Origin of the sequence: Paraglaciecola sp. 25GB23A (assembly GCF_040012495.1) — a bacterium.
GTDB lineage: Bacteria > Pseudomonadota > Gammaproteobacteria > Enterobacterales > Alteromonadaceae > Paraglaciecola.
Window position 1 is genome coordinate 1 of the sequence record NZ_JBDYKM010000036.1, and the last position, 25,067, is coordinate 25,067.

The window sequence follows — 25,067 nt, forward strand, 5'->3', positions numbered from 1 at the left end:
TTGCTGGTTGATGATGTGTTGCCCCATGAGCCCATTAGGCAATGGGTATTGAGCTTCCCTTTTCAACTTAGATTTTTATTTGCCAGCTATCCTCAGATCATGGGAAAAGTACTGGGCATTGTGTATCGCACACTTGCCACCCATATCACTAAAAAAGCAGGCTACAACAAACAGACGGCACAAACGGGTGCGGTAACACTCATCCAACGATTTGGCTCAGCGCTGAATTTAAATATCCATTTTCATATGCTCTACCTCGATGGTGTATATGCCGAAGATAACTATGGCAAAACGCGTTTTCACCTGATAAAAGCCCCGACAAAAAGTGAACTGAATAGTCTTACTCACCGCCTTAGCCAGCGTGTGGCTGGTTTTCTTGAGCGCGAGGGCCTATTAGTGAGGGATGATGACAATGACTACCTGGCTTTGGATGGGCTGGAAGACGATCCGATGTTGCAAATTCACGGGTATTCCATTACTTATCGCATCGCTACAGGCAAACAGCAAGGACGAAAGGTCTTTACCTTGCAAACCATTGCACCTATGGCAGAGCAAGGGTTTGCGGCAGGCTGTGCCGCAAATGTGGCAGGCTTCAGTCTCCATGCAGGTGTCATGAGCAACGCACAGGATAGGGGTAAACTCGAAAGGTTGTGCCGTTACATTACCCGCTCTGGGGTATCAGAAAAAAGGTTGGCAATGACGACTTACGGTAAGGTTCGTTACCAACTCAAAACACCTTACCATGACGGCACCACTCATGTGATCTTTGAGCCGCTGGATTTTATTGCCCGTTTAGCGGCCTTGGTACCCAAACCCCGCGTAAACCTCACTAGGTTTCATGGGGTATTTGCACCAAACAGTCGGCACCGCGTGACAATAACACCAGCCTTACGAAATAAGGCAAAAAAAGCATTGCCGACAGGGCAGGAAAAAACGAGGGCACAAAAACACCAATCGATGACCTGGGCGCAAAGACTTAAACGGGTTTTTAACATCGACATTGAAACGTGTAAGCAATGCGGTGGTGCGGTTAAGGTTATAGCGAGCATCGAAGACCCATTGGTGATCCAAAAGATACTCAGTCATCTGAATACAAAAAATGACGAAGTCGTTGAATTATTGCCCCCACAAAGTCGAGCACCACCTCAGATAAGTCTGTTGGAATAAAAGCCGTTCATCATCATAAGCAATATTCAGAGCTGGTTTGCACAACAGCGGAAAGCACTTGTTCTAAACTCTGAATTATGTGAAAACAGTTGATTAATAGACGAAAAATAACCGAGTTTCACTCCCTCAAGGATATAAAAGAGAGGTAAATACAGAAAATATGAGGCAACATGTATTGTCATTTTATGAAAAATGACGTTTTATTTTACCTATACTCCCCCCCTCACGTTTGTTAAAGACGCCTGATAGAAACACAACTAGCAGCATTTATCTTTAACACTTCTTATTAGGTGGCTAAATTAACTATGCCACTACAGACCCAATAGATGATGACGATGAATGATCACTCTAATATGTAAAGAATATTTGCCCCATTCGACATTTCTTATCTCAAAACCTAGCTCACTACCTTCAAAATAAATAGCACATATTGGTCCTTAGTCAACGTTGAAAGCCGTCAAGATTTGTGGCTGATTGAGTCTGGTATTGCATAGACTGAGATGATTAGAGCCTATTAAATACTTTTGTGAACTCATCGTGAGGCCCTGTTAAATTGACTGTTTTAGATAAAAATATTGTCGGTTTTTTTTACATTATTCAGGGAAATTTAAAGTGCTAAAAATTTCAATTTATTTAAGCGGTTGTTTTTTATGCACAATGAATTTCTGGAATAAAAATTGCATTCTAGTTTATTAGGAAAGTAATTGATATTTTTCATTTCAGATCCGGTTGTGTTTTCGAAGGTTCAGATGCTTTATGACTAAGACGTTATCAAGTGCAAACCTTGGGTATTTTATAAGCACATTTAAGATAAGGATCTTTGAGATGAGTAATATATTAAGTACAATTAAACTATTTAAACGAACAGGCTGTATTGCTTTATTAAGTGTTTTTGTTCTAACCATATCTTCTGCCAGTCTGGCAGCAGTGGATAATAAAGGCACTGAGTTTATTATTGCCTACAATCCTAACTTTGATACCGCGGTGACGATTGAGATGCATCTAACCAGTGATGTGGTTACGTCAGTTGACATCAACTACCCCATGAACGCGCCTACATTTACTGACACTGTTGTGGTAACCCCAGGTATTATTACTGTGGTGACATTGCCGATATCCGCAGCCACTAGTGGTTTTGCCAATTCAATCCAAGATAACGCTGTACATGTTATTGCTAATGACGAATTCGTGGTTTATACCGTGAACCGAAGGGACTCTTCCACTGACGCGGCCTTAGCACTTCCAGTTGATACCATGAATACTGAATATATTGTTTCTGGTTATACACCACTTTTTAACTCACAATTCGCTGTTTATGCATCCCAAGATGCGACCACTGTTACAATCACACCCACCAATGCATTAGTGGGCCACGCAGCGGGTACTCCCTTTGACGTAAGTCTAAATCGTGGTGAGGTTTTTTATGGTAGTTCAGCCAGTTCGGGGGTTGGTGGTAATTTGACTGGCACTGCAATCAGCGCCTCTCGGCCGATAGGCATGATAAACGGTAATCGTTGCGTAAATGTGCCAGTTGGCACCGCGGCCTGCGATCATATTTATGAGGTGGCACAGCCGGTACAAAGTTGGGGGTTAACGGCAGCCGCCGCTAATTTGCCTAACCGTACTAATGGTACGATTTACCGGATTGTTGCGTCTGAAGATAACACTGAAGTGTCAATAAATGGCGTGGTGCAAGGCACCATTAATCGTAGCGAATTTATTGAAACCAGCTCCTTGACAGGCAATCAGTTTTTTTCTGCGGATCGTCCCATTTTTGTCACTCAATATATGACTGGAATTAATTCTGCTGGCGCCACATTAGGTGATCCAGCAATGGGTAACATGATCCCGACTGAACAGTATTTGGCCAACTATACATTTTCAACCGTGGGCGATACCCAGTTTGTTGAAGATTATGTGACGATTATTGCTAACAATGCTGATGTGGGTACGCTGCTGCTTGACGGTGTGGCAGTGCCAGCTGCCTCATTTACTGCAATTCCTAGCATTAACTTTTCGTCTGCAGTGCTGCCAATAGCTGACGGGACACACACCACAGTGTCAGCTAATCCCCATGGTATCACCGTACAAGGTTTTGATTCTGCTGATTCATATATCTACCCAGGTGGGGCCCTGTTTGGCTTTATTAACCAAACAGGTGACCCCTTCTTACCCATCTGTTCGGTTAGCACGTCGGGCGATCTCGCCAGTGGTTCAATTAGCGATAATACAAATGACGAAGACTCGAATAACAATGGTGTGATCGACCCGGGTGAAGATACTAATAACAATGGTGTCTTAGATGCTGATACAGGTGTGTTTTTTGTCAATGTGCTAACAAGCAATAATACATCGGTAGACGTTGATCCATTTAATCCCGGTGACGGTCAAGTTAATGTATCGATTATGCGAGTTGATGGTGCATTAGCTGGAAATGCTAGCGTTGAGGGTATCGATGGCGCGGGTAATTCTTGTCTTATGGAAGTGGTATTTGATTCGAATGCTGGCCTGATGTGTGATGTGGATGTTGACGGAGATATTGATAGGTTAGATTTAAGGGCTATTAGTTTGGCTCGTGGACAAACCGCTTTGCCTAACGATCCCAGAGATTCGGATATGAACGGTGTTATTTCGCCAGCAGATGTTAAACGCTGTATCCCTCAGTGTACCGCACCGGGTTGTGCAATTCAGTAATCTTGTTTACTAAAATATAAGGATAATATAATGAAAAATTTATTGATGTTTTTAGTTTTATCGACGATGTCGCTTAATATTCAAGCGACCCTTTTAAGCGATTTAATTAACGGCCAAAGCATTACTGCTGGCGATAAACTGTTTGATCAATGGGCGGTGTTGTTTGAGGATAGTTCTGATTTCACTTCGGTTAACACCGATAATATTGTTGTAACAGCACTGAATGATGGTGGTTTAAATCCCGGTCCGGGATTAAGGTTCGATATCCTAAACGATGAATTATTAGTTGAAGGTGATGGCATTTTTGCCTATCTTGATTTCATGTTTGGATTTCGGGTTACTGTTCTGGATCCGGGTTTGCTGGTTAAGGATAATTCGTTGTACCTGACGGATGCAGAATTAGTTAATCCGACATCATCAGTCAGTGTGTTTATAGAAGAAAAAATATTCACTGATGCAAGTGCCAGCTTAAATATAGATGACTATATTGGAATTAAAGACGTAGAGCTAAGTAACGTTTTTGGGACTGAAACGGATAAGGCATTTGACTCCGCAGCTTTTAATCCCAGAAACTCTATTTATGTCACCAAAAATATTTTGATGGAGGCATGGGATGTTGGTGAATCAGCTAATTTACTGAGCTTTGAACAACGATTTTCTCAAGTTGAGTCGGTTCCTGAGCCTGCTTCTTTATGGATGTTAGCAGTAGGGTTAGTGATGATTGGTGTGCGAAGAAAACGCCTATTTTGATTAACTAATCATTATAAATTTGATTCTGAAAATTCAATATTAATATCGTTCACTGATGTGAACGATATTTTCTGGTTATTTCGTTACAGGAATGAGCTTTATTATTCTTGAGTAAAGGTTAAGCCCGCATTTGCCACAAGACGTTTAATCAACTTGTCACTATCCTCAGATCATGGGAAAAGTACTGGGCATTGTGTATCGCACACTTGCCACCCATATCACTAAAAAAGCAGGCTACAACAAACAGACGGCACAAACGGGTGCGGTAACACTCATCCAACGATTTGGCTCAGCGCTGAATTTAAATATCCATTTTCATATGCTCTACCTCGATGGTGTATATGCCGAAGATAACTATGGCAAAACGCGTTTTCACCTGATAAAAGCCCCGACAAAAAGTGAACTGAATAGTCTTACTCACCGCCTTAGCCAGCGTGTGGCTGGTTTTCTTGAGCGCGAGGGCCTATTAGTGAGGGATGATGACAATGACTACCTGGCTTTGGATGGGCTGGAAGACGATCCGATGTTGCAAATTCACGGGTATTCCATTACTTATCGCATCGCTACAGGCAAACAGCAAGGACGAAAGGTCTTTACCTTGCAAACCATTGCACCTATGGCAGAGCAAGGGTTTGCGGCAGGCTGTGCCGCAAATGTGGCAGGCTTCAGTCTCCATGCAGGTGTCATGAGCAACGCACAGGATAGGGGTAAACTCGAAAGGTTGTGCCGTTACATTACCCGCTCTGGGGTATCAGAAAAAAGGTTGGCAATGACGACTTACGGTAAGGTTCGTTACCAACTCAAAACACCTTACCATGACGGCACCACTCATGTGATCTTTGAGCCGCTGGATTTTATTGCCCGTTTAGCGGCCTTGGTACCCAAACCCCGCGTAAACCTCACTAGGTTTCATGGGGTATTTGCACCAAACAGTCGGCACCGCGTGACAATAACACCAGCCTTACGAAATAAGGCAAAAAAAGCATTGCCGACAGGGCAGGAAAAAACGAGGGCACAAAAACACCAATCGATGACCTGGGCGCAAAGACTTAAACGGGTTTTTAACATCGACATTGAAACGTGTAAGCAATGCGGTGGTGCGGTTAAGGTTATAGCGAGCATCGAAGACCCATTGGTGATCCAAAAGATACTCAGTCATCTGAATACAAAAAATGACGAAGTCGTTGAATTATTGCCCCCACAAAGTCGAGCACCACCTCAGATAAGTCTGTTGGAATAAAAGCCGTTCATCATCATAAGCAATATTCAGAGCTGGTTTGCACAACAGCGGAAAGCACTTGTTCTAAACTCTGAATTATGTGAAAACAGTTGATTAATAGACGAAAAATAACCGAGTTTCACTCCCTCAAGGATATAAAAGAGAGGTAAATACAGAAAATATGAGGCAACATGTATTGTCATTTTATGAAAAATGACGTTTTATTTTACCTATACTCCAACCATTCTTTTGGTGTATATGACATGGTCATGTCTAACTGCCTGAAATTTAACGGATCCGATAAATTCAAATGATAGCCAACTCCAACGAAATTCTTGTAACTCACCACTACGGGATAGGCCGAATTCAGTCCAAATAGTTTGCCTGGTTTATAGGTTCTTTCTTCCAAATCTTCTTCTGACAATGGAATTTCCTGGGCCTTTTGCATGGACAATTCCCAATCAGCCAATTCGGGATACTTCGCTATTGTGGCATTGCCCAGAAAATCAATCGTGGAAACGCCCTCAGTTTCAGCATTCTTTATAAACACTGGCTGTTATGCGTCGATGGTATTTTCGTGATGGTTTATCGCAACGAGAAATTACTAAACGCACTGGGTTGTCTCGCAATACCGTGCGACGTTATCTCAAAAGACATTGCTGAGCCTGTTTACACCAAGCGACTTTGTTAAATGGTACCTCTGTGCCAATCCCCATTATTCCGGCAGTCTTTTAGCCGGAATCGCTCTTTTTTAGCGCAAGTAGTTAAAAGCAAAAATAGTTTGAACCACAGAGTTCGCATATCAGTCCTCGTCGATTTCTTTTTACGTGTCATACAAGCTCCGGCCATCAGGAAAAAACTTGTTATGTCGGAGCACCTGAAAAAAGAAAGAAAAAGATGGTCGATTGATACCGAAATACTCGGTCGGCTCATACCGAAATGGGTGGTCGGATGAACCCGAAATACGCAAGTATTGGGCGTAACTCCTGCACAGGCCAGAAACCTAGCAAAAGGTAACATCGAAAAGTTTAGCTTTTACGAACTTCAAACATTTTTAAAGCGTCTATCTCCCAATATTGAATAGGCAGGCTTTGGTCAATATACATTATGAGCGGATTATCGAAAAAGTAGCCATTAATGTCGCCTGAACGCCCATAGCGGACCAAACATATTATGGAATCGAACGGCGAAAATACTGACTGATACGACGGACGGCTTTGAGCGAATAGGTGACATTAGAAGTACCAACTACTAAGGACCGCTGATCCGACTTAGCGGTCATTAGATATTAGATGTGCCTTACGGCAACTGCTAGCCAGTTTAGGACGCGAGTTGAGGGATTGATCAAGAGTATTGTGAAGCAAGCAACTTGACCCCTTTTTTATTCTTTGTGTGCTCAAAAAAATACAATCATTACTTTGACACTATGTCATGCCATTCGTTAGCCTTGGTGACAAACTCACAGAACTCAGTGGTACTAAACTAAGGGCTTAGCATACAGTTTTTCAATCTGTTTATGATGCATCACATCTACAAATAAGCATCATTGCTTTCAACTTCACAGTAAATATAAGTCTTGTGCTTACTCGGCATTTTTGTTGTTTACTTTCTATAATGATCATAGGCACGTCTTTTGAATCAGGGCGGAACTCTTTCTTATTTTAATTTTAATAATCAACGTATAAAAAAACATCGGTCCCAATCACTAGAGTCGAAATGGAAACACTTTACTTGAATAAGTCACTCAAAATTGTCGGTCATAAAGAACTGACCCATCCTCGTTGTACCAAACGTCATAAACAAGAACACCATTATCATATACGCTATCTCTCTCTATCATGCCCGTGTAGCCCCGAAAAAGTTTCCAGCTCCCATGTCGTTCATTATAAGCCCAGTTGACAATTGAGCATATTATCTGACTTTCAAAACAATAACTTATTTGCTCCCCATGCAACATACCATCAGCCGTGTGATAAAATGATTGTAATGTTCCATCTACACGGTAAGATGCAAAAGTACCATGTTGCAGACCATCAACGTAAGATGTTGAACTCCATAACACTCCATTATCATAATAATTTCTTAGAGTGCCGTTTAATACGCCATTTACATAAGGGTATTCTGATCGGATGCCGCCACCTTCATAACAACTTGTTACCCAGAGAGTACCTGCCACCTCTATTTCAGAGTCAGGCAAACAAACAGCCGGTGTGGTTACACATGATATATTTGATAACGCTGATTCATTTCCAGCGTCATCAATTGCTGAAACTCGAAAGCAAAATTCTGAATCGGCAGATAATCCAAGTATTTCGGTTTCATTATTTTCAACCTGTTGTATAGCATAAGCATCTTTCGACGCATCACTCGCATCATAAACAACGTATGCAGCGACTTCATTAGTTGCTTGCCAATTCAATAAGATGGTTTTGGAATTTAAGCTACTTGCCACCAGATCTGTTGGTTGGTCAGGTGCCTCTTGATCTTTTGCCAGCGTAGTGACACAGACAGCATTTGTCTGCTCTGATAGGTCATTTTCTTTGTTAATTGCCACTACATAGTAACAATATTCGGTTTCAGGAAGTAATGAACTAGTTAGAAATGAAGTTGAAAATAATTCTTTTGATACTTGTTTAAAATCTCGGTAAACAACAAATGAAACCCCATTGGACTTATCCTCAGGATAAGTCCAGCTCAACACCAACCCATCTGAACTAATATCAACAATGGTTAGTTCCAATGGTGTTAATGGTGCTTCGTCAGTCGGGCAATCTCTACTGGCATTATCAAAAATTCTTTTAGTCTCAAATAGTTTAGCTTCATATTTAAGGGACTTACTAAACAGTGAAAACCTACCTGAAAACTTTCCAACTGCAGAGATATAAGTATTAAAATCCCATGCACATGTTTGTGTAGCGGGTAATACAGGAAAAGCTTCAAAACCACCAACAGCACTAGCAGAAACTTCGGGACCAACAACCCCATACAATAAAAGCCCAAAACCAACTTTGGGCCCTGCTTCAGCTTTAATTTTGGCTGTTATTGACTCTAACCCTAAATTTGCCGAGGCATTTAAATTAATACTTTTAATGGCCTTCCAACCCGCTGTTTTCAAATAATGAGCTCCGCCTACCACCCGTGCTTCAATGGTGAATGTTGGCTCATAAGCTAGATCAACATCAACTTTTCCTACTAAATAAAGCTGAACCTGAGGAATAAATATTGCAGGTCCAGCAAAGATGGGAACAAAAATCAAAGGTGCACCAATCTTTCTTTCTAAGCCTGTAATTTCAATTTCTTTGCCAAGTTTTATCGTTAAACTGGCGCTATTATTTATTCGAACACTTGATTTAAATTCTTTTAATCCGTCCAACGTAGAAAAATCTAGGTTAATATCAGGATCAACAGAAATGTCCAATGTACCAATTACGTTAACTGAGTTACCAACATGGATATCAAGAGCCAAAGGAATGACTTCAACACTATTAGTCGCATTTTTATTAGCACTGTCAGCTTTTGCTTTATTAATAGCTTGAAGTCTGACTTTATTTATAGATATTCCTTTGGATAATGATGAAGGAATTAATTTTTGAACGGCTAGCGGTTCAGTAATATTAAGTGTTCCGCTATCTATAATATCGTCAAGCGCAACTTCATTGGTGTCAATAATTATTGCTGAGCCACTTAACGCGGTAATTTGTTTTATTCTTCTAGCAAAATAAATTTCCACATTATTTAAATTATCAGGAGTGATAAAAATCCCTTTTGAAATAATGATTTTACTCGGTTCGAAACCAGTAATATCGGAACCTGCTTCTAAGGTTAAAGCACCACTTCCATAACTGAAATCAACAATGCTTTTAATTTGATCATCTGTAAGCACAATAACATTAGGATCAATCTCTAAAGGCATACTTGAGAGAAATGTTGCATCAATAAGAAAATCACTATTTGCTGTTACCGTACATGATTGTGCAGAAACTGAAGTACAACCTGACCACGAATCAAAATTCCATCCATTGGTTGCAGTCGCACTAAATGTTAAATTTGTACCATCGTTAACGATGACATAACATGAACGTGCTGTGTCACAGGTAATATCAACATTATTTGCAGCATTAATAGTACCTTCACCAAAAAAGCTAATATCAACACGACGTTGAGTTGGTGTAACTTTCACGGTTCTTTGCACCGTACCGACATTGCCCATACTATCAGTTGCGGAGTAACTAATAGTATAATCACCGACAATTGAACTGTTGACCTCGCCTGTGATACTTACAGAGAGTTCACCATCAATTTCGTCAACAGCAGTCGCCCCATACTCTATATAAACATCCCCAATTTGCATCTCAAAGATGAGCGTTGAAACAATACTTAATTCCGGTGCCACATCGTCAATTACATTAACAATTCTATCTGCAGTAGCTGTATTACCTGCTTTGTCAGTAGCTGTGTATGTCACGTTATAAGAACTTATTATTGCAGTATTTACATTGGATTGGCTTTGAACGGTAACACTACTATCAATATTATCTGTTGCTGTCGCACCTTGATCAGAATAGTTTTTTCCATAGCCAATAGCTATTGGATTTGAGCCAGTTATCGTGATAACAGGCGCTTTTGTATCAGCAGCAGATGGCGTTGAAGCGGAGCCTCCACCAGCACTTCCACCACCACAGGCAGAAAGAATCAGAATAAAAACGAGTAAGGATAGATTGGACAGTTGAAGTTTCATCATGACATCTTCCATAGAATAGAGTCGTCACCTTGTAGAAAGGGTTCAACGTAGAAATGGAGTATAGTTAGAAAAACCAGCATTTCCCATAAATTAAAATACAGGTGAGTATAGGTAAAATAAAACGTCATTTTTCCTAAAATCAAAATACATGATGCCTTATATTTTCCATATTGACATCTATTTCATATTCTTAAGGGAGTGAAAGTCGGCTACTTTTCGTCTATTAATCAACTGTTTTTACATAATTCAGAATTTAGAACAAGCGCCTCCCGCTGTTGTGCAAACCAGGTTTGTTTATGATGATGATGAACTGCTTTTATTCAAACAGACTTATCTGAGGCAGTGCTAGATTTTCGCTGGTGAGCGCGGCGATAAATATCCGCTTTTAGTGGGTAAGTGGTATTTAACCGATTGAAAAGCTAATCGCCCCACAGTCCCCTGATCGCATTGCCGTCAGTCACATTTGATTAATCGTATGATGATTTTTCGCTCAATATAGTCTGATAGTTCGAATTCTCTAACGTCAGCTATAGGTCGATTTAAGCCTTTTCTAGACTAGAACCTTATGTCGGCTTTTGGCACATACGCGAAATTCGGCTATGAGCGATCAGCCGCCATTGACCTTCCTTCCGCTCAAGGGCACGGCACTGGACTAAACTTGGCGGTAAATTTTTACAATTAGAAGAGATTTTCTACACCTAAGATTCTGAATTTAAGTAGTAATTAAGAATCTTAGTGAAATTAAGGGGGCTGTATTTATCACGATTCGCGGATTCCACAAAAACTTGAAAAAATATTCCCACTTTCTTTGAACCTAAGTTTATGAAAAGATGAAGAAAATCACGTCTGAATTTGTGCGGATTAAACGGCAACAGACCGGACTTAACACGATTTCCGACTAATACACTTTATGTTTTAAGGAGAAGTTAGGTGATTCGAAGCCTAAGAAAAGGACAAACATCAATCGAGATCTGGTACAAATTTGGCGAGGATTCTATTGGCGCGAAACAAACTGAAATTGAGCTTATGGGTGATCATGCTGTATTCCGCATAAAGTTAGCGCCAGTTAGCGGTGATCAATCATATGACGCCAATAACATTTTCCTTAAGAACTCCCAAACAATAACTAAAGTGATAATCCGAGACAGTCATATCCGTAAGAATGCGGAACATTTTTTAAATGCTTACACTGATAGAATTTCATACGTAAACCTTGAGCTAGTGCATAACAAGAGTCATATATTTGCTGTAAATCTAAAACGGCTTGACAACGATGGTTTAGAGTTCCAAATTAAAACATAACAAACAAATAATGGCCGACGCGCAAGAACGCGAGCCGCATATTCGACACGTTATAAGGCAAAAAGGATTTCATGAGCGAATTTTATACAAGGTCAACCGAGGCTGTAACAAATTTTGTGTAACTGATTATCATAAAATACCCTATTGAGAGTAAAGGATAGGCAGATGCAAATGAATAGAAAAGAACTTAGCCTAAACGCAGTTGATTAGGGGTTAATCCGGTCCATCGCTTAACGGCGCGGCGAAAATTAGGAATATCAGAAAAGGCCATCATACTGGCACTGTCTTCATTATTAAGTTTCTGTACTTGCAATAAATACAAAGCTTGTTGTTTACCCAACTCGTCCTGTATCTGCTGAAAGCGCACCCCGTGTTGGTTTAATTTGCGCTTAAAGGTTGCCGGACTCATGGCAAATAATAATGCGGTTTCTTGTAAAGTTTGATGGCGTTTGTGCCACAAACTGTCACGTACTGCTTGAATAAAACCTTGAGAAGGTGGTTGATGCTGCCTGATATGTTGTAAGGCATGCCATTTCAAGCTCTGACTTTGCTGCGCAAATGGCGCTTTCAACCATTCAAGATCAAAACGAATGCGCAATTGTGCCTGAGAGAAATTGAGCCTAAAGCCCAAATTGGTTTCATATTCTTGAATATAGCGTGGACGAGCAAAGGGAAAGTCAAAATGAAAAGGCACACGGTGACCCAATAGCAATTTGGTCGCTGCCACCAGCGCACTAAAATAGGTTTCAAGCACAAACTGCCATTGTTCACCACAGCCCAACGCATCAAAGATGACTAGATGATATTGCTGCTCATCTTGATAAGCGTAAATGTGCATAAAAGGGCAAATATGCTGGGCATAAACCCTCAGCACACGCAGTGCATCCTGTAAATTGCGGCTATGCAACAAGGCATTTGATATAGCACCATAATTGCCCGGAAAAACCCGTCTGCCTAATTGAAATGAACAATCAAAGCCGGATACCAGTGACTTCGCATTCGCCATTAAACGTAATATTTGCGCAGCGCTTAATTGCGTAGAACCGGCTTTAATATCTTGATAAAAAATCCGTGTGCCTCGCAGCAAGCGGTTTTTGTCTACGCCGCGCGACATCGCCAAGTCAATCAAACTGGCCGCCAGCTGATGAGCCGGTAAAAACTTATCTTCAAGACTTAACAGTTGACGGTGAAACATCGACTTTTACGCCCCATGCTTATTCAGACTAAGGCGTTGATTAACACGGCCAATGAGCGCATCTACCCCATCCGTTGGCTGCGCCATTTCGGCCGCATGGGATAAAGTATGATAAACCGCCTGAGTAGAGGACTGTGGTTTAAAAGCCAGATGGCTAACAGCACTTCTAACTTGCTGGGCTAATTCTTCTGCCACGGTCAAATCAGTATCCGGCAATAATAAAACAAAACGATCACCAGCATAGCGACAAGCCAAGTCAGTATTGCGTAAATTCATCAAAATCAGTTCTGACATTTCACGTAATAAACGGTCACCTTCGGTGGTACCATAACACCGGTTAAAGGCATCAAAATTATCGATGTCTAACATCACGATAGAAAAATGACTACCATCTTTGGTTCTTAACTGCATATCAATTTGACCGCGCATATAGTCAGCACGATACAGTTGAGTAATAAAGTCGATTTGCTCATGGGCGCGCACACCTAACTCGCGGCGTTGCAACTGGCGATTTAAGGCAAGCTGTTCCAAATGCCACTGATACAAGGCATAACTCATGATCACCATACCAAAAGCGGCGGGTATGGATTCAATTACACTCAAGCCTGCAGCGGCAGCTTGGTAGTGCACAAACTCGTCAAACAAATCCAATAAGGCAGAAAACAAAAAGCAGCTTAAACCAATCACTAAGCCTGTGGTCACACGGCTAGGCGGGCGGCTAATCAATAACGCCACAATCCACAACAGCGAAAACACGGCAACGCTGCCTTCACCCACGATATCTAACCATTGGATTTCGGACCACGTTTTTAGCTCGCCTAAGCCAAAAATTAGGCTTATCGACAACGACAAACACGCCGCCACCACCGACACTAAAGTCTGATGACGTGCTAATAAAGAAAAGTTCATGTATTGGCTCTCAAACAACTAAACCACCATCCTGACACAAGAGGTGAAAAGCAAAGAGGTCATTTTGGCTCAGCAACATGACAAATAAATGAAAACAACAACCAATAGAATGGGATAGAAAACACTAAAGCCTTAATCGAAAGGCCTTTGCTAGGAGGTCAAATTAGCTCATGCAATACTTAAAAAGGTCAAAAATTCAGCAATTTAAAGCCATTATCTCGTTATTAAAATCGCAGCGTAATAAAACTGTCATTGCCCTTCTTTAGCGTGTCGGCCAACAAAACATCAACGGCTTTTTAAGCAGATAAAAATTGCACGGAGACACATCATGCCAAGCGTAAATACTAAGCCAAAAATAAAATCTAAACTCGCCCTAGCTTGTATAGCTGCGTTAATCAGTTCAACTGCCTTGGCCCAAGAAAAAGCCATCGGTACTTTGCAAGGTTTACTGACCGACCAAAGTCAAACCAGCTATTTTGCTGGAGCAGAGCTTAAGATAAAAGAATTGGGTTTGAGCGCCGTATCAAACCGTGACGGTTCATTTCGTTTTGGTAGTCTGCCACAAGGCAATTACACCTTGGTGATTAGCTATTTAGGCCTACCCACTGAAGAAGTACCTATCACTATTGAAGCCGGTCAAACCCTTGAGCAAGCCTTTATCTTAGCCACGGCCGACGACAAAATAGTGGTGTACGGACAACGCGCTGGCCAAGCCAGTGCCATTAACCAACAGCGCGCTTCTGACAGTATTAAATCGATTGTTTCTTCTGATGCAATTGGTCAGTTTCCTGATCAAAATGCTGCCGAAGCTTTACAACGTTTGCCCGGTTTATCCATTGAACGAGACCAAGGCGAAGGACGTTTTGTTGGTATTCGTGGTATCGATCCCAACTTAAACAACGTGACCATTAATGGCTTAAACGTACCCTCGCCAGAAGCGGGAGTGCGATCGGTGGCCTTGGATGTGATCCCTTCTGAATTAATCCAAAGCTTAGAAGTGTCTAAATCGGTGACGCCTGATATGGACGGCGACGCCATTGGCGGCTCGGTTGAAGTAAAAAGTTTGAGTGCTTTTGACCGTAAGGGCGATACCGCTAGCATCACGGTGCAAGCTAGCCAAAATGAACTGCGTGATAAAACCAGTCCGAAAATTTCTGCTAGCGGTACCACGATTATCAACGAGGTATTTGGTGTAGCAGCTGCTGTGTCTTATTTTAGCCGCGACTTTGGTTCTGACAATATTGAATCGAATGGCGACGATGAAATCGAACAACGTTACTACACCATTAATCGTGAGCGTTTAGGCGCAGCACTGAACTTGGATTTTCGGCCCGACTTTAATAATCAATATTATATTCGCAGCTTATACAGTAAATTTTCTGACGATGAAAACCGCCTACGAAATACCTTTACCTTTGACGGTGATGATTCGGAAATTGAACGCGAGAGTAAAGACCGCTACGAAGCGCAAAGCATTTTATCTGTCACCGCCGGTGCCAAACATCAACTTGACGATTGGTTAATAGAATACCAACTGGGTTATTCAAAAGCTGATGAAAAAGAGCCTCACTCCTTGTATTACACCTTTGTGGGTGAAGAGATGAACATCAGCTCGGATATGCAAGGGCAAATTCCAACTATTATCCAAGATACCGCAGCCATGGACATGAGCAACTATGCCTTAGATGAAATTGAGTATGCTAAAAACTACGCCAAAGATACTGAAAGCAGTGCAAAAATTGATTTTACTCGTTTAGGAGAATGGCAAGGTAATGCTACTGAAATCAAATTTGGCGGTAAATATCGTACTCGCGACAAATTCAATCGCGCCAATACGTCAATTTATGACGGCGATTTTGATGATGTTGATACTACTGCATTTGCCACCTCAGCGCCTGATTGGGGACTCGGTGATTTTGGTCCTGGCCTGAATAAACACACAATGCGTGACTATTTTAATCAAAACCGTAGTGCACTAGAGCTGGTTGAGCTGGATTCAGAAGTTGAATCCAATGGTGCCACTTACAGCAATGACGAAGACATTTTTGCCCTGTATTTAATGGGTAAAATCGATATTGACGACTTACGTATTGTAGCGGGTCTGCGTTACGAAAAAACCGATTTCAGTACCGCCGGCATGCGTGTTGAACTGATTGAAAATGAACAAACCGATAGTGAAGAAGTGGTCAATACCCCGTGGGAAAAAGATCATAATTACGATTATCTGTTGCCAAGTATTAACGTACGCTACGAATTTAACGATAGCTTAATCGCACGTTTTGCTTATACCCAAACCATTTCTCGCCCTAAATTTGAAGATGTGGGTGCCTATCAAATTATCGAATCAAAAACCGAAGAAGACGACGGTGAGTTTGTCACAGAGCGCGAAGCAGAAGCGGGTAATCCTGAATTACAGCCTTATGAATCAGCTAACTTTGATGCCACATTAGAATATTACCCAGGTGATATTGGGGTGTTATCCGCCGGCTATTTTTATAAAAATATTGATAACTTTATTATCACTGCCGACGTAGCAGGCACCAGTGGCTGGGAAGGTTTTAAAGAAGTAAAGCAAGCCATCAATGGCGAATCTGCCAAGGTAAGCGGTCTTGAATTAGCTTGGGTAAAGGCCTTCGACAATGGCTTATTGTTATCAGCTAACGGCACCTTTAGTGATTCAGAAGCCATTACTGAATTAGATGGTGAGCGTTTTAAAACGACCCTACCTAATCAGTCAGATAAAATTGGTAACTTTACTGTAGGTTACGAAAGCAACTTGATGAGCCTGCGCTTAACCATGTCATATAAGAGTGAAAACTTGGATGAAATCGACGGTGATATGATGCGTATGGAAGACGCTCATCAACAATTAGATTTCATGGCCAAATACTTTATCAATGACAATATGCATGTGTATTTTAATGCCATTAACATCAATGATGAAGCCTATTACAACTACTTTGATAGCAAAAATAAAAATGCTCAATATGAGGAATATGGCCGTACCTTTGAGCTAGGTTTTAACTGGAAGTTATAGTTCATCATGTCATTTTATCTGGGTTTATCCTGCCTATAGGGTAGTGACTAAACCCAGCTTTATTTACAAACAATAGCGTACCATTAATTGGCGCGTTTAGTTGTTTAAGCGTTACCGGAGAGCATCATGTTTTTACCCCGCGCATTTTCAAAGCGTATTAGTTTGAAAGCCAGTTTTTGCTTGGTTTTATTACTAAGCTGTAACCTATCGCAAGCCCAAGAAATCTACGACCAAGCCTATTATCAACAACACAATATTGAGCAGTTAACCACGACTCCCAAAAGCCTAAACTTTTTAGTCTTAGGCGACTGGGGTCGCAACGGCCACTATGAGCAGCGCGCTGTGGCGAAGTGGATGGACATTGCCATGGAACAATTGGATGGCGATTTTATTACCACCACAGGCGACAATTTTTACTCAAACGGCATCGCCTCAGTCAATGATCCCTACTGGCAAAGCTCCTATGAAACTATTTACACTGGTCCACACTTATTTGAAGAATGGTATGCAACCTTAGGTAACCACGATTACCGCGGTAACTGGCAAGCGCAAATCGACTATAGCAATATCAGTCGCCGCTGGAACATGCCTGCTCCTTATTATGCCCAAACCTTTGAACTTAAGGGAAAAGAGTCAGTATTGATGGTGTTTTTAGATACCAATCCCTTAAATCCAGAATATAAAAATGAAGCAAAATACGCCGAAACCCAAAAACAAGATGGCCCAAAACAGCTGGCGTGGTTAGAACATAAACTCTCTACATCTCAGGCTAAGTGGAAAATAGTGATTGGTCATCACCCTTTATATTCAAGCGGCAAACGTTATGGTGAAACCGATGGTATTCGCCAAGTGCTTGAGCCGATCTTTGAAAAATACTATGTGGATGCCTATTACGCCGGTCACGAACACGACCTACAACATAATCAGCCTAAGGGCACTACTGTAGCTCATTTTGTCTCCGGCGCTGGCTCTGAAGTTCGCCCCGTTAAACAAAGTGAATTTGCCAAATTTGCCCAATCAACGGCGGGCTTTGCGGCGGTATCCGTTAACCAAAATACCTTAGTAACCCAATTTATTAGTAGCACTGGCAACGTGCTGTACCAATACAAAATCAATAAGGACTAATGATGAAAAAAAGTCTACTCACAGCACTTTTAGTGCCCTGCTTACTCGCCGGATGTCAAGTAAATAATGACCAAGCTGACAACAGCATGACAGTCAGTTTAAAGTCAAACAATGCCCTTGATATAACCCCGCTTACGGTGAATAACGACATGAAAGGCAAAGTGGCGTTTCCGATAAAACATCAACAACAAAGCTATTGGCTACTGACCAGTGAAGAACAAGGCATTCTGCTCACTGATGAACAAGGCCAAACTCTTAGCCACTTTGCGGGCTCTACGGAAGTACTGGATTGGCGCGATAACGTCAGCATTAATGGCAAAAAACTCGGCTTAATCGCCACCATCAACAAAGAAAGCGGCCAAGTGCTGATTCTAGGATTAGATTGGCAAAACCAGCAATTTAGTTTACTCAATACCATCACCCCCAGCACTGCTATCGAAACCTTATGTTGGTACTCCATGCCCCAAGGCCATACCGCACTGTTTATGGCCGACGAACAAGGTAAGGTAAGCCAACGCATTGTGGTAGACGGTAATCAACAACGTATCAGTGATGTGGTATTGCGTGATTTTGTGGGTGTGCCCGAAGTTAAATCTTGCGCCGTTGATGATCAGCGTGATGCCCTTTACCTCGTTGAAAGTAATATAGGTGTGTGGCGTTATTCGGCGGATCCAGAAGCTGAATTGCAACGAGAGCTTGTTGCAGTGACCGGAGACTTTGGTCAACTAAAGGGTGAAGTCACCTCAGTTAATGTACTCGACAATGGCAGCTTATTGGTTAGCACACCTGAGCAACAGGGCGTATGGATTATTGATCCGGCGCAGGCTAAATCAGCAGGTTTCTATCCCCTCAACCAAGCTCAAGCGGTAGAAAGTGCCATCGCTCTTAGCTCCGAGCAAGGTTTAACCATTGGTTTATTCGATGATGAAACCGGTGGCTACTATCATACTCAATTAGCTATCACCCTGTACAAAGGCGCGGCGATTCATCACATATTTAGCCAAGTACAACCAGTAGCCGAAACCACGCCAGTGGGCACATCAGGCGACGCCGCGGATGATCCCGCTATTTGGGTTAACCGCCAGCATCCCGCACAAAGCCGTATTTTGGCCACCAACAAAAAGCGCGGTTTGATGGTGCATGATTTACAAGGCAAAGTGCTGCAACAATTGGATATGGGCCGCGTTAATAATGTTGATGTACGTTATGGTTTTGCACTTAACGGCCAAACCATTGACATTGCCGCCGCCAGTAATCGCAGCAACAAAAGCCTGAGTTTGTTTGCCATTGCCTCTGCTACAGGTGAAGTAAGTTGGTTAAATGACATCCCTACCGACTTAGACGACACCTACGGTTTATGTATGTATCAATCAAACAACAACTACTATGTGTTTGTGAATGACACCAATGGCCGTTTTCAGCAATACCAACTTAATAACCACAATGGCAAGATTGACGGCACACTGGTGCGTGAATTTAACGTCGCCAGCCAACCCGAAGGCTGCGTGGCAGACGATAACAACGGGCAGTTATACTTTGGTGAAGAAGCGGTGGGTATTTGGCAAGTGCCGGCCATGCCGACTAAAAGCATGCCAGTGCTGATTGCGCCTTTATCCGACCCCTTTGTAGCTGATGTTGAAGGCCTCGCCATCTATCATATGAACAAACAGCGCTATTTAATTGCCTCCAGCCAAGGTAACAACAGCTATGCGGTATTTGCCCTTGAAGACAACAATCGCTATTTAGGTAGCTTTCAGATCGCCATGGACTTAGACAACATGATTGATGGCGTATCAGAAACAGATGGTATTGAAATAGTTTCCATGCCTCTGGGCCCGCAATTTCCACAAGGATTGATGGTGGCGCAAGACGGCCACAACGTGATGCCCAGCGACACACAAAACTTTAAATTAGTGAGTGGCAGTGTGATCGCCAACTTAATCCAAGGCTGGATAAAAGAGTAATAAGCTCAAACTTGAAAGTGCTCCTAGGGGCACTTTCAAGTCATTATCGAGCAGATAATCCCCGTTTAAATCCTGCTAAAAATCACGCATAATCACTTTCACCTGTTTAGCTCTGCTCGGCATACCCATTTAATACTGGTTTGATCTTCCCACGATTTTGTAGACACTCAATCACAAGATTCTTATTTCTTAATTTTTTTCCCTTTCTTTCCTTTATTTCCTTTCTTGGCTAGTTTCCCGTCACCCTTGTTAGTTTTGGGTTCTTTCTTGGATCTTTTTTCAGCCTTTTTGCTAGCCTTATCAGCCATAGCTTTTGCGGCCTTTTTCGTGGATTTCTTTTCGCTCTTCCGATCTTTTTTCTTTGACTTATCTGTACCGGCATTCTTATCCTTCTTGACTTTCGGCTGGGTCAAAGGCAATTGTTTGAGAAGTGCAATATTGTCAATTTTATCGTCGTTTAGGTCTGAAACTGTCTGAGATGCAACATTGGGCAGTGGAGTATCCAAAAGTGTTAATGCGGCGGCAGTTAACTCGGCAGCAATTCGCGGTGAAACGCCACGAATGTTAACCAATGTAGCTTCAGAAGCCGCGGCCAGTGCTTCAACCGAGTTGATACCAAGGTCTTTGAGTTGCTTAGCTCTAGCTTCACCTACGCCACGAACATCCATAATTACACGTTTAGTAGACATAAATTATCCTCCATAGAAAAATTACACATTCAGACAAGTAAACTCATAGATAAATTTTCATTCACCGAGTAACAGAATCATAAACTTTACTACAACTGACGTTATTAACAATATCTGCGCCTGTTTGGATAAAACTATTGTCGTATAAGCTGACGTAAATGCACAACGGCTTCACGCCCAAAGCGGACCAAACACCTATCTGATCGAATGGCAAAAATACTGAGAAGCTAGACTAAAAATATAATTTAAAAAAATTGTTTAATTAATGAGCGATGGCAAATTGTTCTTGAATCTAATGCTGTCTATACTTAGTTTGTCATACATTAACGGTTTATCTTCTTAAACGATGTTACTAACTGAGCTTGAAGATTGTTTTTGATATGGCAATGCGAGCCGAGATTACTCTTTTAAATTGTTAATCAGTAACGATAAAGGTTTATACAGCTCATTAAATTTAATTGAAAGATGGCCTGATTTCTCTTATATCAAGGATATATAACTTGGCGAATTCTAGATGTTATCGGGCCTTTACTTTAGGAGAAACAACATGAGTGATGCTAATTCAAAAAACGCAAAATCAACTAGCAAATCTAATAAACAGAGTGATGACCTTAATCGTCACAATAAGATTGAAGCTGAGGCATATGCGCTTGCTAGCGCTCGTGGTTTTAGTAATGGTAATGAGATGGATGATTGGTTAGAAGCTGAAAAAATAGTCGATACTCAGTTATCACGATAGTACATGTTGTTAAAACAACTTGATTCAGCTCCTTCATGATGGAGAGGCTGACATTTTATATAGTCAATTCACAGGCTAAGCTTGTAAAGGAAAACAGCATGGCTCAGATTAAACTTACAACCACCTCTGATAGGTACCCAAGAGTTAGTGAAAATTTCGATAAGGTGATTTTGCAGATGCCAGAAAAACACACCCGGATGTTTTCAAACTGATGCCGCTATTTTTGCCCGGATAAGTGCAAGTGGTCCAAAGATTGTAAGACACTTACAGTAGAATGGTTAAGGCGCAATTAATCCTCACTATACTTGATATGGAGCCGATTCCGTTCTAGTGAGGCGGGTAATGTCATTGCAAAAACACACTTTACATTGAGGAGGAAAATAATATGCGTACACGTAATATTTTATGGCCTACAGATTTTTCTGATACTGCGTCACATGCTTTACGATATGCCATTGAAATGGCGAATTTGTATCAAGTGGGCATTCGTATTTTAAACGTTGTAGGCCAGCCTTTGGGTGATGAGAATTATATGATTCTTTCGATAACTCCCGAAGAGTTAGCTAAAAATATGGAAGACGCTGCGGCGAGTAAAATGCACGAATTATTAGGTCAGCTAAATACTAATTTAAAGATTGAAACAGTTATCCGACGCGGTGATGCAATTAATGAGATTTTGGCCGAGGCCAACAGCGGTGACATTGGTATGGTTGTTATTGCCAGCCATGGAAGAACCGGATTGTCTCATTTCTTGCATGAAAATGTTGCAGAAGCGATTGTCAATAAAGCTGATTGCCCTGTGTTAGTGGTAAAATAGATTTGATGATTATATCTTGTCCAGTTGTAGTTTCCGACGGGTAAAAATATGATTTGAAAAATGTAAGCTCGTTGACACTAGCCTCGTTGTCAAAGAGGGTTAATGTGAAAATCCATCAGCTGCTGCCTTTGGCTATAAAATTGGGGTAGTTATTCTTGTATATACTTCTTGGTCTACACCCTCTTGAATTGACTCAATTGTGAAGTCTGCAACTGACACAATTTTTCCCTTTAGCTTAAGCTTGGCTTCGGCCACGCAGACCTAAATGCACCAATGCTTCACGCCCAATGCGGACCAAATAGTTTATCAGGTCGAACGGCAAGAATGAGCGAAAAGCGGTCATTGGGCATAGTTGATTTTCGCTTGAGTTATCGCTCTAAAGCGGACATTAACGCCCCGATATGCCGACGAAAAGAGCGCAGCGAGTTGAGGTCGGAATGATTGGTTTGTTAGGCACAGTTAACTCTACTTTTTAGTTCATTTAAAATTTTGGGCGTTCTAAATGTTGGATAACCTTCATGTGCCCGAAAGGTTATAGAATCTCCGAGCGGGCAAGATTTGTAAAGTTTGATTGGTATTAAATGTTTATGGTTTGCGTATGTTAAACCGATACGAGAGATATTGGTAAACGGGATATCTACCAATACCCCAGACTTCGAGACACTTAAGTATTCACCATAGTCTTTAACCTCATCAGCAATACCCCATACTGTTTTGTTGAAGTAATATAGACCACCAATAAACATTGCAAAAATGATTAGTAAAGACCACTTTTCTACATCATCCGCTAACATACAAAAGATGAAGGTAAGACCAACGCCTCCAAGCCAAAGCTTGGGAAAGCCTTTGTCCATTCTTGTGGCAGGGAAAGAAATTTGAATACCAATCATTCAAGGTGCCTAACAGTTAAATGATGCGGACCCAAAGAACCGCATATTAATTTTTATGACTTGGAACCCCATAAATGCAACCACTCTTGTTCAGTTACATTGAGCTTACTTACAGTTTTAAGACACCCCAATAATATATTTGAATTTTTAAGCACAACCAAGTTGTATTGGTGCTTCACCGAACCTTTGAGTGTATGAAATAAACACTGTTCCTCTTTATGATTACGCAGATTACTACATAACTCATCGGTTGATGCTTTGAGTTGAACCGCATGCTCTGTTGTAAATTGCGAAAGATGTTCAACACGCTGTTGGTATGTATAAAGCAATTCTTCACAAGATACAGGGTCTTTAGAAATCTCAATATCAAACTCTTCAAATTCCGACACCGCTGCCGCACTTGATAGGAGATCTGAATTTTGTAGCATTTCCAAGATTGGATTCATTCTGTTACTTGCTCATGAGTCATAACGCTTCAAATATGGGGCGCACGTTGTTTGTGCGTCCCTGCCATAATTTGTTTGTTAGGTATTTTAATCTGAAGCCAAATAAAAACTTTCATATTTATCCGAAGCGTCAAATTCAATAATTAACCACTCATAGTCAATCGCCATATAAGAATCTCTTTGCGGTCCCGTTGGATAGGACAAGGTTGGGCCTGCACCATCTGGGTCCATTTTGGTAGAGGGCTGACCTAACAACTGGATTAATTGCTCTCTATTTTTACCTGCGACATTTTCACCTATAAGGCTTCCAAGCATTTTCTGCCGAATAGTTACACCATCTTTGTTCCAGTTCGCAGACTCTTCGTTTTGCCAGATGGAAGCTTCAAACTTCAGCTCATGAGAACCTGAAGGTAACTTCTGCTGAGAGCAACCAATTAGCAATGTAAAACCAAAGAAAAGAAGAAATCTCATAAAGATGCCTAACGCTCGCCTATGGGGCGATTATGAGTGTTTTGCAACGAAGTTGCAGCGAGTAATTGTCCCAGCCGCGCTTTTTGTGGCGAGCATGAGGCGTTTGTTAGGTGAACGTTAGTTAGCAACTTTTAGCCTCAACTTTATGCCCGCACTTACAGCAGTAAAAATATTGATGGAATAACTCATCGGGGATCATCCAGGTGCTTAATCCGTTTCGCTTTGTTTCAATTTTTTTAACTACTACACCCGTATGAACTAAAGCTCTTTTTCGACAACTTGGACATTTGAAGTAAAGAGCTATAAATATTGCTGACCACCCAATTGAGGTAGCCACTATAACGTATGGAATAAAGATGCTTTGGAACCAAATAATTACTGGTAGTAGAAGCAAAAATAACATTCTAGCGGTGGTGGATGCTATCCAGTAAAAATTAAATAATGGCATGGACATCAAGACTCAACCTAGTTCACCTAACGCTCGCCTATGGGGCGATTATGAGTGTTTTGCAACGAAGTTGCAGCGAGTAAATGTCCCAGCCGCGCTTTTGCGGCGAACATGAGGCGTTTGTTATGTGTAGCCTGATGATTAAGAACCATATTATTCATTTAATAAATCACTTAAATCCGTATAAGCTGATTCGTAGCCATTTATAGAAAGCCGCAAATCAATAAAAAGTTTTCCCTTGCTTGAGTCAATCTTCCAAGTCTCCCATTGATCCATTGATGATTCAGAATACCTCTTAACCAAAGAGAGCATTTCAACGAATTCTTCCTTCGAAAGAGGTTTGCTTTCACTCATAGCGAAGATTCCTTTTAAAGTGATTGCTGCACATAACGCTCTAAATATGGGGCGCGGCTTTTTCGCGTCCCTGCCATAATTTGTTTGTTAGGTTTCATACGCTTGCTAGA

Annotated in this window: 18 protein-coding genes and 2 pseudogenes; 11 read left to right on the plus strand and 9 right to left on the minus strand. The window is 41.4% G+C overall.

Translation table 11 applies throughout. The features are described from left to right. From ABKW31_RS21680 to ABKW31_RS21695, 4 genes and pseudogenes are all read left to right on the plus strand, one after another. A partial coding sequence (locus ABKW31_RS21680) for a transposase (RefSeq protein ID WP_348618767.1) occupies positions 1-1,167 on the plus strand: 1,167 nt, incomplete at its 5' end. An 825-nt stretch (positions 1,168-1,992) separates the two neighbouring features. Beyond that, positions 1,993-3,861 (plus strand): IgGFc-binding protein, encoded by a 1,869-nt coding sequence (locus ABKW31_RS21685; protein WP_348618768.1) that lies wholly within the window; start codon positions 1,993-1,995, stop codon positions 3,859-3,861. A gap of 30 nt (positions 3,862-3,891) precedes the next feature. After that, a complete protein-coding gene (locus ABKW31_RS21690; RefSeq protein WP_348618769.1) occupies positions 3,892-4,611 on the plus strand; it encodes a PEP-CTERM sorting domain-containing protein in 720 nt (239 codons plus the stop codon). A gap of 163 nt (positions 4,612-4,774) precedes the next feature. Beyond that, positions 4,775-5,851, plus strand: a pseudogene (locus ABKW31_RS21695) (transposase); the annotation flags it as partial. A gap of 205 nt (positions 5,852-6,056) precedes the next feature. Here the strand turns inward: ABKW31_RS21695 and ABKW31_RS21700 are convergent. Next, positions 6,057-6,380, minus strand: a complete 324-nt coding sequence (locus ABKW31_RS21700) for a hypothetical protein (RefSeq protein ID WP_348618771.1) — start codon at positions 6,378-6,380, stop codon at positions 6,057-6,059. Between the two features lie 8 nt (positions 6,381-6,388). Here ABKW31_RS21700 and ABKW31_RS21705 point away from each other — a divergent pair. Continuing rightward, a pseudogene (locus tag ABKW31_RS21705) lies at positions 6,389-6,481 on the plus strand (winged helix-turn-helix transcriptional regulator); the annotation flags it as partial. A gap of 1,093 nt (positions 6,482-7,574) precedes the next feature. Here ABKW31_RS21705 and ABKW31_RS21710 read toward each other — a convergent pair. After that, the gene (locus ABKW31_RS21710) at positions 7,575-10,571 is read right to left on the minus strand and encodes an immunoglobulin-like domain-containing protein (protein ID WP_348618772.1); all 2,997 of its coding nucleotides are present in this window, start codon (positions 10,569-10,571) and stop codon (positions 7,575-7,577) included. 930 nt (positions 10,572-11,501) lie between these two features. Here ABKW31_RS21710 and ABKW31_RS21715 point away from each other — a divergent pair. Beyond that, positions 11,502-11,873, plus strand: a complete 372-nt coding sequence (locus ABKW31_RS21715; RefSeq protein WP_348618773.1) for a hypothetical protein — start codon at positions 11,502-11,504, stop codon at positions 11,871-11,873. Between the two features lie 187 nt (positions 11,874-12,060). Here ABKW31_RS21715 and ABKW31_RS21720 read toward each other — a convergent pair whose 3' ends face one another. Both ABKW31_RS21720 and ABKW31_RS21725 read right to left on the minus strand, forming a co-directional pair. Then, on the minus strand, positions 12,061-13,068 hold the full coding sequence (locus ABKW31_RS21720; RefSeq protein ID WP_348618774.1) for an AraC family transcriptional regulator ligand-binding domain-containing protein: 1,008 nt from the start codon (positions 13,066-13,068) through the stop codon (positions 12,061-12,063). 6 nt (positions 13,069-13,074) lie between these two features. Continuing rightward, positions 13,075-13,977: a diguanylate cyclase gene (locus tag ABKW31_RS21725; RefSeq protein WP_348618775.1), complete on the minus strand. Its 903-nt coding sequence runs from the start codon at positions 13,975-13,977 to the stop codon at positions 13,075-13,077. 328 nt (positions 13,978-14,305) lie between these two features. Between ABKW31_RS21725 and ABKW31_RS21730 the strand changes: the two genes are divergently transcribed. From ABKW31_RS21730 to ABKW31_RS21740, 3 genes are all read left to right on the plus strand, one after another. Then, positions 14,306-17,014 (plus strand): TonB-dependent receptor, encoded by a 2,709-nt coding sequence (locus ABKW31_RS21730; RefSeq protein WP_348618777.1) that lies wholly within the window; start codon positions 14,306-14,308, stop codon positions 17,012-17,014. Positions 17,015-17,140: 126 nt separating this feature from the next. Beyond that, positions 17,141-18,139: a tartrate-resistant acid phosphatase type 5 family protein gene (locus tag ABKW31_RS21735; RefSeq protein WP_348618779.1), complete on the plus strand. Its 999-nt coding sequence runs from the start codon at positions 17,141-17,143 to the stop codon at positions 18,137-18,139. After that, entirely contained in the window at positions 18,139-20,103 is a 1,965-nt protein-coding gene (locus tag ABKW31_RS21740; RefSeq protein ID WP_348618780.1) for a phytase, read from the plus strand. Before ABKW31_RS21735 ends, ABKW31_RS21740 begins: the two co-directional genes overlap by 1 nt. A gap of 182 nt (positions 20,104-20,285) precedes the next feature. On the opposite strand, the gene ABKW31_RS21745 is transcribed toward ABKW31_RS21740, so the two are convergent. Continuing rightward, on the minus strand, positions 20,286-20,792 hold the full coding sequence (locus tag ABKW31_RS21745) for a helix-hairpin-helix domain-containing protein (RefSeq protein WP_348618781.1): 507 nt from the start codon (positions 20,790-20,792) through the stop codon (positions 20,286-20,288). A 547-nt stretch (positions 20,793-21,339) separates the two neighbouring features. Here ABKW31_RS21745 and ABKW31_RS21750 point away from each other — a divergent pair. Together ABKW31_RS21750 and ABKW31_RS21755 are read left to right on the plus strand one after the other, a co-directional pair. Further along, positions 21,340-21,531, plus strand: a complete 192-nt coding sequence (locus ABKW31_RS21750) for a DUF2934 domain-containing protein (protein ID WP_348618782.1) — start codon at positions 21,340-21,342, stop codon at positions 21,529-21,531. Between the two features lie 385 nt (positions 21,532-21,916). Continuing rightward, positions 21,917-22,348 (plus strand): universal stress protein, encoded by a 432-nt coding sequence (locus ABKW31_RS21755; protein ID WP_348618783.1) that lies wholly within the window; start codon positions 21,917-21,919, stop codon positions 22,346-22,348. Positions 22,349-22,797: 449 nt separating this feature from the next. On the opposite strand, the gene ABKW31_RS21760 is transcribed toward ABKW31_RS21755, so the two are convergent. The 4 genes from ABKW31_RS21760 to ABKW31_RS21775 all read right to left on the minus strand — a co-directional run bounded on the left by ABKW31_RS21760 (position 22,798) and on the right by ABKW31_RS21775 (position 24,957). Further along, entirely contained in the window at positions 22,798-23,238 is a 441-nt protein-coding gene (locus ABKW31_RS21760) for a hypothetical protein (RefSeq protein ID WP_348618784.1), read from the minus strand. 53 nt (positions 23,239-23,291) lie between these two features. Continuing rightward, the gene (locus ABKW31_RS21765) at positions 23,292-23,684 is read right to left on the minus strand and encodes a hypothetical protein (protein WP_348618785.1); all 393 of its coding nucleotides are present in this window, start codon (positions 23,682-23,684) and stop codon (positions 23,292-23,294) included. Positions 23,685-23,771: 87 nt separating this feature from the next. After that, a complete protein-coding gene (locus ABKW31_RS21770; protein WP_348618786.1) occupies positions 23,772-24,155 on the minus strand; it encodes a hypothetical protein in 384 nt (127 codons plus the stop codon). 601 nt (positions 24,156-24,756) lie between these two features. Continuing rightward, positions 24,757-24,957 (minus strand): hypothetical protein, encoded by a 201-nt coding sequence (locus ABKW31_RS21775; protein WP_348618788.1) that lies wholly within the window; start codon positions 24,955-24,957, stop codon positions 24,757-24,759. Positions 24,958-25,067 lie beyond the last annotated feature (110 nt).

Coding starts and splice junctions, on each gene's coding strand:
- ABKW31_RS21685 (WP_348618768.1), top strand. CDS start 1,993: ATGAGTAATATATTAAGTACAATTAAACTATTTAAACGAACAGGCTGT.
- ABKW31_RS21690 (WP_348618769.1), top strand. CDS start 3,892: ATGAAAAATTTATTGATGTTTTTAGTTTTATCGACGATGTCGCTTAAT.
- ABKW31_RS21710 (WP_348618772.1), bottom strand. CDS start 10,571: ATGATGAAACTTCAACTGTCCAATCTATCCTTACTCGTTTTTATTCTG.
- ABKW31_RS21720 (WP_348618774.1), bottom strand. CDS start 13,068: ATGTTTCACCGTCAACTGTTAAGTCTTGAAGATAAGTTTTTACCGGCT.
- ABKW31_RS21725 (WP_348618775.1), bottom strand. CDS start 13,977: ATGAACTTTTCTTTATTAGCACGTCATCAGACTTTAGTGTCGGTGGTG.
- ABKW31_RS21730 (WP_348618777.1), top strand. CDS start 14,306: ATGCCAAGCGTAAATACTAAGCCAAAAATAAAATCTAAACTCGCCCTA.
- ABKW31_RS21735 (WP_348618779.1), top strand. CDS start 17,141: ATGTTTTTACCCCGCGCATTTTCAAAGCGTATTAGTTTGAAAGCCAGT.
- ABKW31_RS21740 (WP_348618780.1), top strand. CDS start 18,139: ATGATGAAAAAAAGTCTACTCACAGCACTTTTAGTGCCCTGCTTACTC.
- ABKW31_RS21745 (WP_348618781.1), bottom strand. CDS start 20,792: ATGTCTACTAAACGTGTAATTATGGATGTTCGTGGCGTAGGTGAAGCT.
- ABKW31_RS21750 (WP_348618782.1), top strand. CDS start 21,340: ATGAGTGATGCTAATTCAAAAAACGCAAAATCAACTAGCAAATCTAAT.
- ABKW31_RS21755 (WP_348618783.1), top strand. CDS start 21,917: ATGCGTACACGTAATATTTTATGGCCTACAGATTTTTCTGATACTGCG.
- ABKW31_RS21760 (WP_348618784.1), bottom strand. CDS start 23,238: ATGATTGGTATTCAAATTTCTTTCCCTGCCACAAGAATGGACAAAGGC.
- ABKW31_RS21765 (WP_348618785.1), bottom strand. CDS start 23,684: ATGAATCCAATCTTGGAAATGCTACAAAATTCAGATCTCCTATCAAGT.
- ABKW31_RS21770 (WP_348618786.1), bottom strand. CDS start 24,155: ATGAGATTTCTTCTTTTCTTTGGTTTTACATTGCTAATTGGTTGCTCT.
- ABKW31_RS21775 (WP_348618788.1), bottom strand. CDS start 24,957: ATGAGTGAAAGCAAACCTCTTTCGAAGGAAGAATTCGTTGAAATGCTC.